Genomic DNA, 18092 nt, shown 5'->3' on the forward strand with positions numbered 1-18092 from the left:
CTCAGCCCTCATTGAGGAATATCTGTTGCGGCAACGCGAAGCTGCGCAGTTTGAGCAACGCCAACGGCCCCGCATCCAATTCGGTGCGCAGGTGCCACGTCAGGTTCAAGCCGTCAGGCGCCTTGAGCGCCAGGCGGTAGCGGCTGTCACCGTCGTCCAACGGCGTGACCTGGGCTTTTTCCAGCAAACGGATCAGGCCCCAGGTGCCGGGGTAGTCGCCAAATAACCGCTCGCCGGCGTGCACGCTGGTCCAGCTGAGGCTCACGCCGGGATAGTCGCTGCGGCCCGGCCAGTTGAAACGCTGCCAGCTTTCTTTCTGGTTGAAGTACTGGTGCCGGTCGCCGTTGAGGATGAAGGTGGTTTGCACCACATCGCGCACGGGTTTGCCTTGCAGTTCAAAGCTCAGTCCCATGCCGCCGTCGGTGTAGAGCACATCGGCCAGGTCGCTCAGTTGATTGATGGCGCTCAGAAACTGCGGGTTGAAGCGCAGGCCCTGGCTGTGGCGTGGATCGGCTACCCAACGGCTGCCGTCCTTGCGCAGCACGCCGCTCAATTGCTGCTGTAGAAACTGTGCGATACGCCCGGAATCCGCGCGGATCATTTGCCCCAACATCGGCAACGAGGCGTCGCTGGTGGTGGCCGCAAAGGGATAGCGGCTGGCGAAAGCAGCGTTCCAATGGCTGACGATCGAGCGCTGCCACTGGCTATTGAGACCGGCAGCGGACGGTTGCAAGACGCGTTGCCAGGCCTGTTCCAATGGCTGCACGAACAGCGTCTGCGCCGCCCCGCCCCACTCCGCGCCCAGGCTCGCAGCCAGCAGGCTGCCGTAGGATTGGGTGTCGGTGAGGTCGATGCTGCGGCCTTGAAAGACGGTTTGCGCCAGAGCCTGGGTCATTTCCAGGGGGTCAGGCGCGGTGCTGATCTGCTGCAATTTCAATCGCACCCGTGTCACGCGGGTGAGGAAGGCCTGGAGACTGAGGCCGTCATTGTTGTTCTTGTCCAGCAGCGCCAATAACGGGCCGAAGGTGGCGTCCAATGGGCCCTTGGATGCGTGGACCAACGGCTCGATCGCCGGGGCCTTATCCTGCCCGATCAGCTTTTGCGCGGACTGTATCAACGAGTCGGCCAGGGCCTGGTTGCGAGTGCCGGCCTGCCCTTGATAGGCCAGCGTGTTCATCAGGGCAATCAGCGGCGATTGGCGTACATCGCTCATCAGCGTCAATTGGTCGATTGACTCATCGAGGCTCGCGGCCTGCTGCCAGCGCAGGCTGTTGAACAGATCCAGCCAGGCGCTGGCGTAGTCCTGGAAGTAGCGCTCAGTGAGCCGTTCGCGGAGCTGGTCCGGGCTCAGGTGGGTGTCGATATCGACGGGTTTGTCGCTGAGCACCCAGTCGATTTCCTCGCGGCGCGCCTCGGCGATCGCATCGATGGCTTGGCGCACCTGGCCCTCCCAGGCCTGACGGGTGAACACGCCGGGCACGCTGGCGTCGGTGGTGAACAGGGCCTGGGCGTCGGTGTCGCCGACCAGTTGGTGCAGGCTCAAGGCCGGGTAGTGATTGGCGGCGTCATCGAGCAGTTGTTGGTACAGGTTGGCCTCGGCATTGCGTTGGCCCAATTGACCGAGCAGGATTTGCCTGACTTGTGCGACCAGCTGCGCGTCGGTGTCGATACGCCACGCCGGGTTTTCAGCCAGGTGCTCGGCGTAGAACTGCCACAGATTGGGCGACAGGGTTTGCCAGAGGCCTGGTGCTATCCCTGCGCGGAAGGGCTCCACGTTGCTCAGGGTTTTGACCAGAAGATTGGCGTCGGCTTTGTCCGGACGCGTCATCATCAGGTAGGCCTTGAGCTGGTCGTAGGCATCGCGGGCGCGTTCGGCGCGCTCGGGATTGTCCGGCGCCAGCTTGACCAGCGCGGTGAGCTGCTGGCGTAAAGCGGCGGCGGCCGGATCACGGATCAGGCGGTTGTTGGCTTCGACGTAACGTGGCCACACCGTTTCAAGCAGCGCTGGGGTTTGATTCAGGCCGAAGCGCTGGTACCAAGAAGCGCCGTGTTCGGCGCGGTAATCCAGGCGTGCCAGTTCGCGCATCAGATCGTTGAGTGCGCTGAGTTGCTCGTCGCTACTGCCCGTCTGCTGCAATGCCGCCAACGAACTTTGCACCTGGGCGATTTGCGCACGGTTGCTGACAAACGACAGCAACAATCCGGCGCCCCATAACGTCGCCAAACCCAGCACCAGCGCATAGCCAACGCGCGGCACGCTCCAGCCCAGCCGGCGGCCACCGGCGTTATCGCCGAGTACGCCGTGCCACACCGAGGCAACCGACCACTCCTGTTGTTGATCATGCGGCGAGCGCTGTACCGGCAGGCTGAACCACACCCCACGCAACGGCACACCCTGAGCAAAATCGCTGCCCAGAGGCGCCAGCGTATGACGCCAGCGGGCGATGCCCTCGCCCTGTAAATCCCGGGACAGGCGCAGCAGAAAATCATGCTTCATCACACCGTTCATCTGCGCCAAGCCTTCGCGGCGCAAAGGCTCCAGCAAGCGCGTCAGGGCGGTTTCCAATGCCGCCGCCGTGAAACGCTCGGGCAACCGGCAGCCCACCGGCTGCGCCTTGCGAGTGTCCTGCGCCCATGTACTCTCGCAGACCTGCCACAGGTACAACGGCAACTGCCAGTGCAGGTCACGGGCAAGGCGCCGCACCTGGCGTACACCTTTACCCATCGCGGCATCGTCGGCGGCCTGGGTTTTGTTCAACGCCCAAACCACCCCGTCCAGCGCACGCCTGCGGCTCAGCCCACTCCAGTGCTTAGGGAATGATTGATCCAGCGCGGCCTGGGCACTGCCTCCCCACAACAGGACCGTGCCTTGGCCTTCGAGCCATTGCTGATCGGCCAGGGTTGGGGCGATGGCTTCGATTTCGGTGGGTTCGCCGATGACGAGAAGCAGGCGGGTTTTGCGGCGCCAGAAAATACCGTGGTGGTCACGTAAATGCGCGCGCATCTCTGAGACATGAACAATCGGTTGGCGAGGCAAAACCATCTGTGAGTCTGCCGGGGGATAGACCTTATCCGCCCGCCCCTGCTCGCGGTGGTTTTGTCGTTTGAGATGCGCTAATAACCGTGGTGCCAGAAAGCCCACCATTGCAATGGTGATAATCAGCAGAAAAACCAACAGTTTGTGGTAATTCTCAGCTAGCCCGATCTGATCGCCATAACGCCAGATCACCCAGCCCAGCGCGGCTACCAGCGTAATGATCCACACTGCTGCCCCCGCGCGGCGCCATGAATTACTCCAAACGTTCATGCCAACTCTCCCGTGGTAATAGTGCTCATCCAGTGCTGGGATTCTTCTCGTGCCAATACCAACAAAGGCTCGCGCTGATGCCGGGATATTTCCACACCCAGCGCAGTTACTAGCCAATGACCGAGCGGGCCCGATAGCCCGCACAGACGTTCCTGAGTCCACTGCCGCTCCGCCTTGAGCGAAGCACCATGGGCGCCTGCTACTGCAAGCATTTTTTCGGTCAGTGGCTGCCAGTCGGCGGCGTCGACCAACATGCCGGTTGCCCGGCAAGCGCTCACTTGGGTTTGCAGAAACAACAGTAATTCGCTGTCCAGCGCGTCGATATCCAATGGCATTGGCCGCAACAAACCAGCCGTGATCGGTAGCTCCAAGACGATTGCCAGGCTGTCCGGGCATAGCAGCAAGGCGGCAAGCCCGTCGGAGTACGAGTCATCACCGTGCACCTGGAGCACCAGAATCAACTCAATGGCTGCGGTGGCGGCCTTCAACGATTCATCGATCCACCGGTACGACAATTCGCTAGCCAAGGTGAGCGCTATGGGTAGCGGTCGGCTCATCGTGATGGTCCAGGTCTGCTGCCAGGCATCGCGCAAGGCTTCATATTCGCAGGGATCGACATCGCTCAGCAGGGTGACGCGCAGTTCCTGCCCCGTCGGTAACGCATGCAGTGCCGGCACCAATGCCTGAATCAACATCTGCAATCCGGCTTGAGCACGCTCCGAGCCTACAGGCAAAGCCGCAATACGCCGTGCTTGCCCTGTGCGGGGAGGTAAATCAAAGGAACCCTGAGTTAATACACTCGCAGACACCTGATCAGGCAGCAGCACGCAACTGGCAGACACTGCCAGGTAGCGCTGCGCCCAACCCTGCCAGGAACGCTGCGCACTTTGCGCCTCCTCCTCCAGAAACTGGCAATGGCTCAACGCAGTCCCATAGGCATGGGCACGCGCAGCGAACGCCAGGATCCAGACCACCAATGGCGAAGCGGACAATGCCCAAATGTTGAGCGTATTCAGTAACGGTATCCGTTCGGAGGCATGCAGCAAAAACAGCAGCACGCAGACCAGCACCGCCATGAGTGCAGCCAATAGCCAACGGCCCAGCACCGGCGGTTTTGGAGCGTCCACCACATGAGGTGCCTGACGATCCCAGCCCATGACTAACCCACCCCACAATCGGGAGCGCTGGAAATCACCTGGCAATCGCACTCACAGCGGCAGCCGTTGACCACCATCGCCCGATCACCCTCAGACCAGTCCGGGCAGCCATCAACAATCTTGTTGACGCCATGCCCCGGCAGCGGGCAACGAACTTTGTCTCCGACCAGTGCTACTCGCTTGCCATTTACGATCATCGTGGATGAGGCCGATATCACTTCTCCACCGTGAGTGGTTTTATCACCCAATAAAACAAATCCTTGTGACATATATAAAATTTTCCAAAACTCGCCCATTGAAAAACAGGCTTCCATAAAAATGATCAAAATATTCGTTAGAGGATTGATTTCGACCAATAAAAATTAGTTCGCCCCAAAAACGCACTACCTTTTAGCTGGCCAGTGCCCAATCGCTACGTAAACTTTCGCGGACAATTCAGCTCGCCGTTGTCAGCCTCTAATGCACTCCCAAGAGTCAACGTGTCGAAAACAAAAGAAAAAGGTAAATCGATAATAGCTAACGGAATAATCAGTCCATTACTCCCTTTGATCAGTGTCCAATCAGTCGCTGCATGAAAATCCAGCTGAACGCCTTGATAAGGGCAAGTCGGGCCATTCATAACTGCCGCCCCTATTGCCGCACAGCCCGAATGCAGTCCGGCAACAAGCCCTAAAAACCCGAACTTTAAGCGCTTCGCACAACCACTTCCCTGACTAACCCTCACAATGTTTTTAAAGCGAGAATGGCCAGCACACGCAATTAAATTCAAATAAACCATCGCAAACACCCAATATAAATACATGACTAAGTTTTATCTAAGGCTCACGTTAGCCGACATCAGGGATAAAACATTAAGCGTTAATCGTAAGGCCTGAACAGAAGGAAACATGCGATTCATCGAGCCTTCTCCGCAGTCAGGCGAATGGATTGCAGTTTCTTGAAGCTTGGGTCACGACCATCAGCCACCACGCTGCCATCGGGGTAGATATAGCGGGTATAACCCTCGCCCTGCACCTTTGGCTCCACCGAATACAATGCATAGTTGGCATGCAGCAGCGGTTCGAAAGTCACCCTCCTAGCGTCGGAGGCCCGATAATACAAATAGATTTCACCCTCACCGAATAGCCACGCGCGCGTTTCATGTCGACCAATGAATTGCTCGTTAACCAAAGGGTAATAGTCTTTACTGATCAGCACGTCACCGTTGACTTCTATCGTTGGCTGAAAAGCAGAACGTTGTTGTGGCAGATGCTTATCGAACATCACGATCACCCCGCCCCCAGGGCCCGCTTTAACATTCTCGCCAAAGTGCGTTGTATTGGCGTAGGTGACGCCAAAAGTCACATTACTCAGTTGCCACTGGCATCGGCTACCGCCATTGATGGGCAACTTGGCCTCATATAGGCCGCTCTGCCCCTGCTGTTGCGGTTGAACCGTAGTGGACAAGTAACCGTCCTCTTCATAAGTGGTCCAGTCTGGCCCGGATCGTTTGATCGGGCATTTCTCCGAGCGGTACATCACCTGCATGGGTTCCGCCGTGAGGTTCTGCGGGACCTTCACCACGACGCTGACCTGTTCCCCGCCCGGTGGCGGTGCCAAGGTCCGGTTCTGGGCGCAACCGTTTAGGCAGAGCAGCAGCAACAAAGCGCCGCTCATGGGGCTTAGGCGAATATTCATAGGCTGTGTTCCTCCGTGATCGCTAGCAGTGCGTCGGGAAACTCGACGGTTATCGCACCTGGGTAACGGGAGGGAGTGGGTTGGCTGTACCCCCCGCTTTCCTCGACTGCCTGGTAGTTCACGTGTTGCACTGGACCCTGCGCAGGGCGGATCAGAATGTTCATGGTTTTATGTGTTCCCTTATGGCTAATGTGTTGGGTGGCTATCGCACCCCGATGCGTAGATTCAGGCTTGGGTGATCTCGATCATCACGCCGAACTCTCGCTCTCGGCAGAAACGCTGCAGGGCTTCAGGGCCGCCTTCCAGGTCTTGAGTCATGCGCAAGGCCATGGGTAACAACTTCTGCAAGGCAAGGAACTGCTCGTTGCGGTGCTTTTCCGCTTCGGGGACGCCCAACCCATGCATCTGCGTCTCGAACTTCGCCCGTTGCGCCTTGCGCTCCAGTGGCCGTTCGGGATCGCTCAACTCCAGCAACTGGTTGTGCAAGAAGGGTAAGTAGGCAGCGACCATCGAGTGATCCATCGGGTTACTGCGGCGAGTGCTACGTTCAGGATTAGTGTGTGACGGAAAGAACCGCGTCAGGCTTTCCCGGCTCATCGAGCGAATGAGGGCCTTCTGCTCTTCACAGGCGAAGCGGCTGAACTCATCGCTCAGGCTGGGCACCAGGTAGAGGCGGGCTCGGTGCGGCAAACGCTTAAGAATGGTGGTGTGGTAAGGCGCGCCCAGGCCTTCTCTACTCCGCTCGACGGGGTTATTTGAGGCCCGCGACTCCACATGCTGGTCAGCGCGGTAGAACATGGCGATTTGGCCGTGATGCCAGTAGGGGTCGCCAAAGCGCACCAGTTTGCCGGCCACCAGTTCACCCACGGACCAGATGTAGCCTAGGTCGTGGCCCAGCGGCCCCAGGGCATCGTAAAGCCAGTTATCCAGTTCCGCCTCGGGTGGCACGCTGGTGATGGTGTCGGCGTCGTTGACATGGCGAAAGTGGGTCACCGTTTTCAGGCGCTCCAGTGCCTTGGCCGTGAAGGTACGGGGCATACCGTAGGTGTAGAGCAGGGGGTTGCGATCTTTCAGCTCGGCGGAGTGGATCAGAGCCAGGGCGCCGCCCAGGCTATGGCCGCAAATGAACAGTTTTCTATTAGCTAACGCTTTCTGAATGTCATCAAAGCGTTGAGAAAACAGCTTCTTAGCCACCTCAAACGCATGCAAAAACCCATAGTGCACACTGCCGACATCCGTCAAAGGCGTACACGCAGACTTCAAGTCGCAGCCGCTGCCATCGGCCGGCATCGGGCGGTACAGCACATCCGTCAGCCAGTCCTTGGGTTCCTGTGTCCCGCGCCAGGCCACAACCACTTGAGTCTGGTTGATGCAATAGAACAACTGGGTGTTTTCGATGATGAGCCGCGGAATCTCGGAGGTGCCCGACGGGCGCTTGGCCTCCAGCGAATCCAGCATAACCGCCGTGGTGTAGCGCTGGTTGAAGGGGACGTCTACCACCAGTGCTGGCAGACGCGTCCCTCCGGAGTCAATCATCACCGGCGTGCGCGACAGGTCCAGGCACTGACGTAAAAAGAACTCCTCCACCGAGCCTGAGACGGTACTGGGATCGGTGCCCGGTCGTTGCTTCAACATGTTCTGGGCGACAATGCTGTAGGACAGGTTGGCCATCAGCCCAAGGTTATAGGCATTGGCCATGCTGTATTCGGGTTGGTGATGCAGAACCAAAGACCAGGCACGGAAGGGGTAAACTTCCAACACGTGACGGCGATTCAGCGCTTCGTACTCAACGGTGAAACCGCTGAATGCCGGGTCCGGGAAGTGAAAGGCCGGAGGCCGCTTCGGGTCCTCCAAAGGCGGATCAAGGGTCGGTAATCGGTCGCATAACTGACCGATACGCAGGTAGTGGTAGCAGTGACCTGCCGCGAGGGCCTGCTTCTCGACGGGCGAGAAACCCGAATGCTGCGGACCATACAGCGGGGTCCGATCTCCGATTACGGGCCGAGGCGGTTCGGCACGCAGGGCACGCAAGCGACGGGTTTGCAGCAGCTCGGCCAAAGGATCGGCCTGCACTTTCAGGGTGATGGGAATCGGGTGCAGCCCCTCAATACGGATCACGCCCTGAGCATCGCTGAGCCCCGCACATTCGGGGAAGCACCTCTCCCGGATGGCGTCGTTGATCGCCTGATAGGGCATGTTCGCCAGGGGCGCACCCTGCTCGTCCAGCAACTGGAGTTCGATCCAATGCTGTTTCTGTTCCCCTCCGATGAAGTCCTTGCTCGGATTGAGGGTATCCGTGCGGTGCATTGGATCGTTCATATAACCCCTTAAAAATTTATATTCTCTGAGCAATCACCCGATCAATTGAGTCAATCGGGGTAATCGACCCCACACTTCACAACACGCCACCCCGGCCTAAAAACCCATTAATAAAAATGAATATCCTGAATAATAAAAAAACAAATAACCGCTACTCCGACTACTCAACCAAAACAATACCTGGTCGCGGCTTATACCCGGCAACACTTAAAGTTCTCAAATTCGCATTACCCCTCACTTTTGACCCTTTCGATTTCAGCCTTTAGCTCGGCCCACACTTTTGCACTAACAATCCGTATCAATCGCCCCATCACACCAGATAGACATTTACCGATCACCCCCTGCTCGACCCTCTTCTTGACCAAGGATTCAATATCAGCCACCAACTGCTCCTTATCGAAATACCAGCAAACAGGTGGCACTGGCGCCAGCATATTACTGACGCATACCGGAGCCACTCTCTCAAACAAAGCAAACTCAACCTCCTCAACAGAGTAATTCTTTGCCACCCCTGCAATGTGTTTGTAGTCAACATTGGCATCTACAAATAAATGAGAGAGTGCAGCCCAGAGTTGACGCTGATCTAATTGATTTTCCATTTAGTAAACTCTTCTATTTCATCGTCGAGGGAGTCCGCTAATTTCGAGGCCGCCCAGCCAGAGGCAACCCCGCCCGCCAGCATTAAACCGATTGCACAAAACGGCGCGCCGGGCCCGCACACGGTAGAGACGGCAAAACTCGCCAAGGTAGTTCCTGCAAAACCACCGCTTATCGTAATACCCTGCTTGATCAACTCTTTCTGCTTATTCTCTGCATTCGCGATCTCGTAGGTTGCATAAGCGACCGTCACGACAATCAAAACCTTACCTGAGACTTTTAACACTCGATTTAAAGTATTAAATCCCGTGTTAGGCCTCGCCGAAGACTCTACGATTTCGTAATACATGGCATTTTTTTGCTCAGCATTGAGCGCCGCAAAGTTTTTACCAAATTTTTTGCCGGCTTTTTCGTCCAATAGCTTTTCTAAATCCGGAGAAACAACCTTCCTTTTCTCTGCAATAGCCCGTCCGGGCATTGAGGTTTTCTGCCTGGTTTCCGCCATGATTTTATTTCGTGCTTCGTAGCAGAATTCCGCCGCCTCCTTTATTGACACTTTCCCCGCATTGACTTGCGCCAACACCTGCGCCTTGACTCGCTTAATATTGCTGCTGTAGTTATCACGCTGCCTCGCATCATTTATAAATCCTGAAGAAAACTTGAGCGCTGCCCCCTCAAAACTTTCAAGAGCGCCCTCCAAAGTATCATCGTCAACCTGATGATCTTGTCGAGCCATATAGTTCCGGTAAAAAGCATCCATATTATTTACTCCCCCAGCTCTCGTAGCAGTTTGTCTGCGGTGCTAGGTAAGTCTTCTTGATGCTCCGGGCATTGCACCTCGAACTTGATGCAAGAATTACCCGTAAAAGAATAAAAACTTACTTTGTTTTCACCATCAAACTCGCCCTCCAACACCTCGCCATCATCCATGGCCGCGGTGCATTTTATGCCTTGATAATTTGATTTCGACGGGGCAGAAAAGCTGATCCACTTTTCAGTCTCTGGCAGCTCGATTTTCAAGTTCCCCGGCAGCGCGGTATGAACGCTCATCGTCTTGCCATGCTTGTCGGTTACTCCATTGAATACTTCACCTTGCTGAGTGGTTATCCGGTAGCGGCTGAATCGCAACGCTGCCTGGGCTGCGTCTTTCAAGGTGTAGCTAGCCGCGTAACCCGTCGGCAACGGTGACGCTGGAGTATTGAGACTGGTGCTGCCAAACTTTTTTACATCGGTAGCTTTTAGGTAGATGTTGCCAGGCGCTCCCAGCTCTATATCGCCGTCCTTTAAACGGATATAGGCACCGCCACAGTTGAGCACCAGTTCTTGCGGGGCCTTGATTTCTATACGGCCTTCGACGCTTTCGATCTTAACGTCGGTCTTTGCCAACGCATGGAGGTTACTGCCCTGAGCGTGCAGTTCAACTTTGCCTTGAGCCGCCTTGAGTTGCAGGTCGCCACGTTGCGCAAATACGCTCACACCACCTTCAGCGGTTGCGGTGATGTCGTGCCCGGCGCTGATGTCCGTGTTACGTGCGGCCATAATGCCCACGCTCTCCCCTCCGGAAGACAGGCATACGGCTTTAGGACTGAGTACGCCGATACCCGACGGTGCATGTAGCAATACTCCCGGTTGTGCCAATCCCTTGAGTGCCTGAAGTAACTCTAGTTGGCTGTCGGTATCGCTAGACGGCACTCCAGCACTGTGAGCAGCCTGTGCCAGGGAGCGCGCCAGAGATAGCGCGCTTTTCAGTTGCTCAATGGCAGCCACCATGTCGAGTTGTTCACCCCGAGCCCGGTTCTGTTCGTCCGCACTGATAAACAAACCTTTCCCCCCACGAATCGCACCCCACCCATCAGTGCGCAACTCAAACCCTTCCCCACGCTTTTGTTTCGCAGCATCCACCAAATGCCCCAGGTTCAACTGACTCTTACCACTGTGCTCAGTACTGACCTTGATATGCTCCTGCCCCCGCGTGTCATCCATGCGCAGCTTGTTATTCGCCGGAGTACGCAGCACGTTGCGTTTGTAATTGCGCAAAGTCACATGATCAACGTGTTGGCTGTCGTGCAGCGCGTGGGCGATGTAAGGCCGGTCCGGGTCGCCCTGTTCAAAGGCGATGGCGACTTCGGTGCCGGGAATCAACGGCAGGTGCAGGCCGTGGGTATCCCCGGCGTAGGGTCGGGCCAGGCGTAGCCAGAGGCTTTCTTCACCGGGTTTCCAGGCGTCGCGGTCGAACAGGAAATTGACCTTGTAGCGCCCTTCGATGTCGATGTGCCCGTAGGGGTCATGCGCCTGCGGGCTGGTGACGCGGGCCGGGACGGTGCCGGCGATTTGCGGTTTGTCTTGTAACTCCGGGCGAAAGCACACCGTTTCCGAGTAGGGAATGGCCTCAAACGTCACTTCGTAACTGGCGTCGCGAGCGGCGCGGCTGATCAGTTGGGTGATCACCGCACCAGGGGCGAAAGCCTGTGGCGCGCCGCCGGATATTTTAAGTACCTGCCCAGGAGCAAGGGTTGCGCTGCTGCTGACGCCGCTGAGTCGCGTTTGGCCGTTGAGGTAACGCTCGTGACGCAGCCGGGCGTAGAAGTAGCCGCTTTCGCTTTGCAGGTCTTCGTCATGGGCGTAGCGATCGCCCATGACGGTGTAGGGTTCGGCGTAGTGATAAGCCTCGCCATAGGTGCCGTTGGCGCCGCGAGTTTGGTCGATGTCACCGTTCAGGTGAGCGTTGGCCACGCGGTGATGGTAGGTGCGGATATTGACGTGCTGTTCCACCACGTGGTGGCTCGATTGCAGGGCCCACACGCCGTCCTGCCCACTGCTGCTGAGCCCGGATTGCGGGCGGTAGGCCAACGCCACGTCAAACTGGTAGTGACGCTGGTCATCGTGAAATTCCACCACGTCGATATTCAGGCGTTCGTCGCTGGTGAAGCGGTACCAGATGCCGACGTCGGCCAGCAGGCGCGAGATGAAGGCCAGATCGCTCTCGCCATACTGCATAACCTGTTCGCGTTTGGGGTATTCACGCACCAGGCTGAAAAGGAAGTCCTGGCCTTCAAAATCGTGGCGGCTGCGCAGGATGCTTTCGACGATCTGCGGTACCGATTGATGCTGGTAGATGCGAAATTGTCGGCCTTGGCCAAGTAGAGCCAGGTGCGGTTGCAGAGTGATTTCGTAGCGGGCTTCATCAGCGGAGCCGGACAGGCGTTTGAAGCCGGTGACCACCCCGTGCAGGGTACGCAGCGGTTTGATCTCGGGCGCGCTGAAGCCCAAGGCCGGTGGTTTTTGCGGTGGGGCGTGCAGGCTGAAACGGGCGGCCTGGCCGAGCAGGGTTTCGGCGCCGAGGTCACGTTCGGTGCTGGTGAACTCTATGCGATAGGTGAAGGGTTGGCTCAGGTATTCCTGGCCCTCAAAGGCCAACACGTCGAAACGGGTTTCGACGTTGCGCACGTTCAGGGTGTGCCGGCCGTGGTCGAAAAAAACGCTCGGTAGTACGCTGGAAGTCATTCCCTTTACTCCTGGACGCGAGAGCCCAGAGAGTAAAGATTTGTTATCGCTGAATAATGTCGGAAAATTCGACTTTACAAGAGCGACACTTCCCGATTGGGTTTTAGAGCCTAAAAACTATCGATATGTCGATAGTCCAAATAGAGGCGCTGAGCCAGCTCTCGTGCCCTCCCCAACCGAATCGGCCCACGCTCGATATCGATCAGTAACCCCGGGCAATCCAGCGCTGGCAACGCGACAATCTCCTTGAGCCGCCCATCGGTCATTACCAGCAACCGCTGCTGCTCGGTGGGGTAGCGTTTTCTGCGCGCCGCCAGCCATTGCTCCGCCTCGCTCAGCGCGGCCAACAGCGGCGTACCGCCGCCCGCGCCGAGCTGATCCAGCCAACCCATCAGGCTCTTCGCGGCTTTCAGGCCCTGCACCTGCCACTTCGGCGACTGTCCGCTCGCCGTCAGCAATGCCATGCGCGCCCGCTGCCGGTAGGCGTCATCCAACAGTTGGGCCAATAACCCTTTGGCATCGGTCAACGCACGATGCCGTCGGGTGGACGCCGAGGCGTCGACAATCACCAACCATAACTCTTGGGCCGAGCGGCTGCGCAGGTGCAAGCGCAGATCCTCACGACACTGCGGCCGCCCCCCGAGCAAGGTGCCCGGCCAGTTGATCGCGCCCTGCTGCGCGCTGCGCGGCTTGCCGTGCCTGCCTTTATCCAGTGGCCCCGCCTTGGGCCGGGCATCCGCCCCCGCGTCAGGTCGGAGGCGGATGCCTAGGGCTTTTTTGGCCAGGCGGGCACGTCTCGGCGAGCGCCCGTGGGCAAGGCCGGCGCAGGCATATCGCCCCACTGGCCTTGGCCGGGTGAGGTGTCGGACGCTTGGGGCGCCTGGCCCTCATGGTTGGGTGGGCTTGCCGGTGGGGATTGCGCCTGGCGGCGATGGCGCAAGGCAAACTCGGCCACGGCTTCGATATCTTCCTCGGCGATGGCCGTCGCGCCGCGCCAGGCGGCATGCGCTCTGGCGCCACGCAACCACACAAGGTCGGCGCGCAAACCGTCCACGCCCGCGGCAAAGCAGCGCTCGGTGATCTGTGCCAGCGCCTCGTCATCCAATGCAATGCTGTCGAGGCAGGCCCGCGCCTGGGTGCAGCGCTCGCGCAACGCCGACTGCGGCTGCGCCCACTGCGCGCAGAACGCTGCGGGGTCGCTGTCGAAGTCCAGGCGCCGACGGATGATCTGCCCACGCTCGGCCGGCACGGTTTGCCCGCTCAAAGCCACGTTGAAACCGAAGCGGTCGAGCAACTGCGGGCGCAACTCACCCTCCTCCGGGTTCATCGTGCCGATCAGCACAAAGCGCGCCGAATGCCGGTGGGAAATGCCGTCGCGCTCAATCAGATTGGTACCGCTGGCGGCCACGTCCAGCAGCAGGTCCACCAAGTGATCAGGCAGCAAGTTGACCTCGTCGACATACAACACGCCGCCGTCAGCCTTGGCCAGCACGCCGGGTGAAAACTGCGCGCGGCCTTCGCCCAATGCGGCATCCAGATCCAGGGTGCCGACCAGTCGCTCTTCGGTGGCGCCCAACGGCAAGGTGACGAATTGACCACTGGCCAACAGGTCCGCCAACCCACGCGCCAGGGTGGACTTGGCCATGCCACGCGGGCCTTCGATCAGCACACCGCCGATCTTCGGGTCGATGGCGGTCAGGCACAGCGCCAGCTTCAGGTCGTCGGCGCCGACCACGGCTGACAGCGGAAAATGGGGAATATCAGTCATCAGCTGTCTTCTTCTATATCCAGCAACAGGTTTTCCAACGCCTCGCGATACGCCCCCGGCGCCTGCCACATGCCGCGTTGTTGGGCCTCGAGCATACGCTCGGTCATGTCCCGCAGGGCATCGGGATTGTGCTGTTGCACAAAGGCGCGGGTGTCGGGGTCGAGCAGGTAGGCGTCGGCGAGCAATGCGTATTGATGATCGTCGATCAGCGCGGTAGTGGCGTCGAACGCGAAGAGATTGTCCACGGTCGCCGCCATCTCGAATGCGCCCTTATAGCCATGGCGTTTCACGCCTTCGATCCACTTGGGGTTGGCGGCGCGGGAACGGATCACCCGGTTCAGCTCTTCCTTCAAGGTGCGGATCTTCGGCAAGTCCGGCTGGCTGTGGTCGCCATGGTAGCTGGCGGCCTTATCGCCGCTCAGGGTTTCCACGGCCGCGAGCATGCCGCCCTGGAATTGGTAGTAGTCGTTGGAATCGAGCAGGTCGTGCTCGCGATTGTCCTGGTTCTGCAGCACCGCCTGCACCTGGCTCAGGCGCTGGGCGAATTGCTCGCGGGCGGCGGTGCCCTCGTCGGCACCACCATAGGCATAGCCGCCCCAGTTCAGGTAGACCTCGGCCAAGTCCTCGCGGCTCTGCCACAGGCGACCATCGATCGCGCCCTGCACGCCCGCGCCGTAGGCACCGGGCTTGGCGCCGAAAATACGCCAACCGGCCTGTTTCGCCGCTGCGGCTTCGTCCAGGCCAGACTCAAGCAGAGCCTGGCGCTCGCTGCGGACCTTGGCGGCCAGCGGGTTCATGTCGTCGGGCTCGTCCAGCGCCGCCACCGCCTGTACCGCTGCATCGAACAGGCGGATCAGGTTGGCAAAGGCATCGCGGAAGAACCCGGACACGCGCAAGGTCACGTCGACACGCGGGCGGTCCAGCAAACTGATCGGCAGGATTTCGAAGTCATCCACCCGCTGGCTGCCCGTGGCCCACACCGGGCGCACACCCATCAGGGCCATGGCCTGGGCAATATCGTCGCCGCCAGTACGCATGGTGGCGGTGCCCCACACTGACAGGCCGAGCTGGCGCAGGTGGTCGCCGTGGTCTTGCAGATGCCGCTCCAAAATCAGGTTGGCCGATTGGAAGCCGATGCGCCAGGCCGTGGTGGTCGGCAGGTTGCGCACGTCGACGCTGAAAAAATTGCGCCCGGTGGGCAGCACATCCAGGCGGCCCCGGCTCGGCGCGCCGCTTGGGCCCGCCGGTACAAAGCGGCCGCCCAGGGCATCGAGCAAGCCGCGCATTTCCGCCGGGCCGCACGCATCCAGGCGCGGCGCCACGACACCGCGCAGGCTTTCGATGACTGACTTGACGTCCTCCCAACCGGGCTCTTCCAACTGTTCCAGCGGCCCTTCCAGCGCGTGCTCGATCAACCACGCGGCGTACAGCTCCAGACGCTCGCGGGTATCACCGGCCGTGCGCCACAGCTGGGGATCGATCTTTTGCAAAACCTCTGGACGGCGACCGGTCCAAGGTTCGGCCAGCGCGCAGTCCAGCGGATCGAAAGCCAGTTCGAAGGCCTTGGCCAATACCCGCAATAGGCTCGATTGCGCGCCTCGGCCGTCGCCACGGGGGATACGCAGCAACGCGAGCAACGTGTCGATGCGCAAGCGGCCCTGGGGCGACTCGCCGAAGATATGCAGGCCATCGCGGATCTGCGATTCCTTCAAGTCACACAGGTAGGTATCCAGGCGCGGCAGCCAGATGGCCGCGTCGGCATCGCTGTCCAGCTCAAGTTCCTGGTCGATACGCGTTTCGCGCACTAGCTTGAGGATGTCCTTTTGCAGCTCGCGGGCGCGGCGCGGGTCGAGCAACTGCGCTTCGTAGTATTCGTCCGCCAACAGCTCCAGGTCGCGCAGCGGCCCGTAGGTTTCGGCACGGGTCAGCGGCGGCATCAAGTGATCGATGATCACCGCTTGGGTGCGGCGCTTGGCCTGGGCGCCCTCGCCCGGGTCGTTGACGATAAACGGGTAGATATTCGGCAGCGGCCCGAGCAGCGCGTCGGGCCAGCAATTTTCCGACAGCCCGACACCCTTGCCCGGCAGCCATTCCAGGTTGCCGTGCTTGCCGACGTGGATCACGCCATGAGCGCCGTAGGTGTGGCGCAACCAGAAATAGAACGCCAGGTAAGCGTGGGGCGGCACCAGGTCCGGGTCGTGGTACACCGCACTGGCGTCTACCTGATAACCACGGGCCGGCTGGATGCCGATAAACGTCAGGCCCAGGCGCAGGCCGGCGATCATCAGGCGGCCGTCGCGGCACATCGGGTCGTTGTGGGGCGTGCCCCAGCGTTCCAGCACCGCCTGGCGGTTGGCTTCGGGCAGGCGCTTGAACATCGCCTCGTAGTCGTCCAGGCCCAGGCTTTGGTGGCACGGGCGCAGGTCGAGGTTGTCCAGGTCGTTGGTGACGCCACCGAGTAGTTGGTGGATCAGCGCGGTGCCGCTTTCCGGCAGGACCTGCGGCAGTGGATAACCCTCGGCCTGCAAGGCCCGCAGGATATTCAGCGCCGCCGCCGGCGTGTCCAGGCCCACACCGTTACCAATGCGACCGTCGCGCGTGGGGTAGTTGGCAAGGATCAGGGCGATGCGCTTATCGGCATTCGGCACCCGCGCCAGTTCGACCCAACGGCGCGCCAGTTCAGCGACAAAGTCCATGCGCTCCGGCGCTGCGCGATAGCACACCACATCCGACTGGCTGCGCTCGCTACGCCAGGCCAGGTCCTTGAAGCTGATCGGCCGGCTGATGATCCGGCCATCCAGTTCCGGCAAGGCAATGTGCATCGCCAGGTCACGCGGGCCGAGACCTTGTTCGCTGGCCTGCCAGCCGGGTTGATTATCTTGGGCGCAAATCGCCTGAATCACCGGGATATTGCGGCGAAACGGGCGCAAATGTGGCGCCTCGGGGCTGGACTGGGCAAAGCCAGTGGTGTTGAGAATCACCGATGCCTGCACTTCATCCAGCCAATCCTCGACCGCCGTCAGGCAGCCGGGCTCCTTCAGACTGGCCACCGCCATCGGCAACGGATTCAGGCCCGCCGCCAGCAGGCGCTGGCAGAACACATCGATAAAACCGGTATTGGCCGCTTGTAGATGGGAGCGGTAGAACAGCACGGCCGCCACCGGAAACTCGGAATTCCAGTCCGACTGCCAGTCGTTGAGGCACGCATTGGCTTTACGCGGGTGATAAATCGCGCTGCGCGGCAGGGTTTGCGGCTCGGCCCAGGCATAGTCGCGGCTCAGGTAGCCGCTGGCCAGGCAGCGATAAAAATCCAGCGCATTGCCCAGGCCGCCCTGGCGCAGGAACTGCCACAGGCGCTCGCGCGCTGCGGCATCCACGGTGCTGAGACCGCTGAGCTCCGGGTCCGGGCGATCATCCCCCGGCACCAGGATCAACGTGACCCCGCGCTCAGCCAACGCCACCAGACGCTCGATGCCGTAACGCCAATAGCCGATCCCGCCGTGCAGGGAAATCAGGATGACCTTGGCGTGGCGCAGCACTTCATCGACATACAAGTCCACCGACGCATGGTTCTGCACCTGCATCGGGTTGGCCAGGCGAAAGCTGGGGTAGTCCTCGGGCAATTGCTGGGCCGCTTCAGCGAGTAGCGCCAGGCTGGAGTCGCCACTGCACAGGATCACCAGCTCGGCGGGGGTTTGCCCAAGGTCGGCAATATTGTCGTCCGCGACGAAACCGCCGGGCTGGGTCCTGAGCAGGTGCATGG

At 59.8% G+C, this 18092-nt stretch carries 12 protein-coding genes; all 12 read right to left on the reverse strand.

Annotation, left to right across the window (positions count from 1 at the left end; all coding sequences use genetic code 11):
• Nucleotide 1: 1 nt before the first annotated feature.
• Nucleotides 2–3004, reverse strand: a complete 3003-nt coding sequence (locus tag P3S72_RS17400) for an ImcF-related family protein (RefSeq protein WP_276193309.1) — start codon at nucleotides 3002–3004, stop codon at nucleotides 2–4.
• A 299-nt stretch (nucleotides 3005–3303) separates the two neighbouring features.
• Nucleotides 3304–4464: a hypothetical protein gene (locus tag P3S72_RS17405; RefSeq protein WP_276193311.1), complete on the reverse strand. Its 1161-nt coding sequence runs from the start codon at nucleotides 4462–4464 to the stop codon at nucleotides 3304–3306.
• Nucleotides 4465–4466: 2 nt separating this feature from the next.
• The gene (locus P3S72_RS17410) at nucleotides 4467–4820 is read right to left on the reverse strand and encodes a PAAR domain-containing protein (protein ID WP_276193312.1); all 354 of its coding nucleotides are present in this window, start codon (nucleotides 4818–4820) and stop codon (nucleotides 4467–4469) included.
• A 56-nt stretch (nucleotides 4821–4876) separates the two neighbouring features.
• Nucleotides 4877–5242, reverse strand: a complete 366-nt coding sequence (locus tag P3S72_RS17415) for a YceK/YidQ family lipoprotein (RefSeq protein WP_247403701.1) — start codon at nucleotides 5240–5242, stop codon at nucleotides 4877–4879.
• A gap of 116 nt (nucleotides 5243–5358) precedes the next feature.
• Complete coding sequence (locus tag P3S72_RS17420; protein WP_276193313.1) at nucleotides 5359–6141, reverse strand: hypothetical protein; 783 nt, start codon at nucleotides 6139–6141, stop codon at nucleotides 5359–5361.
• Nucleotides 6142–6366: 225 nt separating this feature from the next.
• Nucleotides 6367–8460 (reverse strand): lipase family protein, encoded by a 2094-nt coding sequence (locus P3S72_RS17425; RefSeq protein WP_276193314.1) that lies wholly within the window; start codon nucleotides 8458–8460, stop codon nucleotides 6367–6369.
• Nucleotides 8461–8687: 227 nt separating this feature from the next.
• Nucleotides 8688–9059, reverse strand: coding sequence for a hypothetical protein (locus tag P3S72_RS17430; RefSeq protein WP_276193315.1), 372 nt, complete (start codon nucleotides 9057–9059; stop codon nucleotides 8688–8690).
• Nucleotides 9044–9817, reverse strand: a complete 774-nt coding sequence (locus P3S72_RS17435; protein ID WP_276193316.1) for a hypothetical protein — start codon at nucleotides 9815–9817, stop codon at nucleotides 9044–9046. Before P3S72_RS17435 ends, P3S72_RS17430 begins: the two co-directional genes overlap by 16 nt.
• A gap of 5 nt (nucleotides 9818–9822) precedes the next feature.
• Entirely contained in the window at nucleotides 9823–12561 is a 2739-nt protein-coding gene (vgrG, locus tag P3S72_RS17440; RefSeq protein ID WP_276193317.1) for a type VI secretion system tip protein VgrG, read from the reverse strand.
• 110 nt (nucleotides 12562–12671) lie between these two features.
• On the reverse strand, nucleotides 12672–13274 hold the full coding sequence (locus P3S72_RS17445) for a VWA domain-containing protein (RefSeq protein WP_276197946.1): 603 nt from the start codon (nucleotides 13272–13274) through the stop codon (nucleotides 12672–12674).
• A gap of 53 nt (nucleotides 13275–13327) precedes the next feature.
• A complete protein-coding gene (locus P3S72_RS17450; RefSeq protein ID WP_276193318.1) occupies nucleotides 13328–14329 on the reverse strand; it encodes an AAA family ATPase in 1002 nt (333 codons plus the stop codon).
• A complete protein-coding gene (cobN, locus tag P3S72_RS17455; RefSeq protein WP_276193319.1) occupies nucleotides 14329–18090 on the reverse strand; it encodes a cobaltochelatase subunit CobN in 3762 nt (1253 codons plus the stop codon). The genes P3S72_RS17450 and cobN overlap by 1 nt, the downstream gene beginning before the upstream one ends.
• Nucleotides 18091–18092: the final 2 nt, after the last annotated feature.

The sequence above is a fragment of the Pseudomonas sp. D3 genome, from assembly GCF_029320995.1.
GTDB lineage: Bacteria > Pseudomonadota > Gammaproteobacteria > Pseudomonadales > Pseudomonadaceae > Aquipseudomonas > Aquipseudomonas paraveronii.

Excerpts from the sequence above, each read along its gene's own strand:
- P3S72_RS17400 (WP_276193309.1), bottom strand. The coding sequence starts at position 3,004 with ATGCGCGCGCATTTACGTGACCACCACGGTATTTTCTGGCGCCGCAAA.
- P3S72_RS17405 (WP_276193311.1), bottom strand. The coding sequence starts at position 4,464 with ATGGGCTGGGATCGTCAGGCACCTCATGTGGTGGACGCTCCAAAACCG.
- P3S72_RS17415 (WP_247403701.1), bottom strand. The coding sequence starts at position 5,242 with ATGGTTTATTTGAATTTAATTGCGTGTGCTGGCCATTCTCGCTTTAAA.
- P3S72_RS17420 (WP_276193313.1), bottom strand. The coding sequence starts at position 6,141 with ATGAATATTCGCCTAAGCCCCATGAGCGGCGCTTTGTTGCTGCTGCTC.
- P3S72_RS17425 (WP_276193314.1), bottom strand. The coding sequence starts at position 8,460 with ATGAACGATCCAATGCACCGCACGGATACCCTCAATCCGAGCAAGGAC.
- P3S72_RS17430 (WP_276193315.1), bottom strand. The coding sequence starts at position 9,059 with ATGGAAAATCAATTAGATCAGCGTCAACTCTGGGCTGCACTCTCTCAT.
- P3S72_RS17435 (WP_276193316.1), bottom strand. The coding sequence starts at position 9,817 with ATGGATGCTTTTTACCGGAACTATATGGCTCGACAAGATCATCAGGTT.
- vgrG (WP_276193317.1), bottom strand. The coding sequence starts at position 12,561 with ATGACTTCCAGCGTACTACCGAGCGTTTTTTTCGACCACGGCCGGCAC.
- P3S72_RS17450 (WP_276193318.1), bottom strand. The coding sequence starts at position 14,329 with ATGACTGATATTCCCCATTTTCCGCTGTCAGCCGTGGTCGGCGCCGAC.
- cobN (WP_276193319.1), bottom strand. The coding sequence starts at position 18,090 with ATGCACCTGCTCAGGACCCAGCCCGGCGGTTTCGTCGCGGACGACAAT.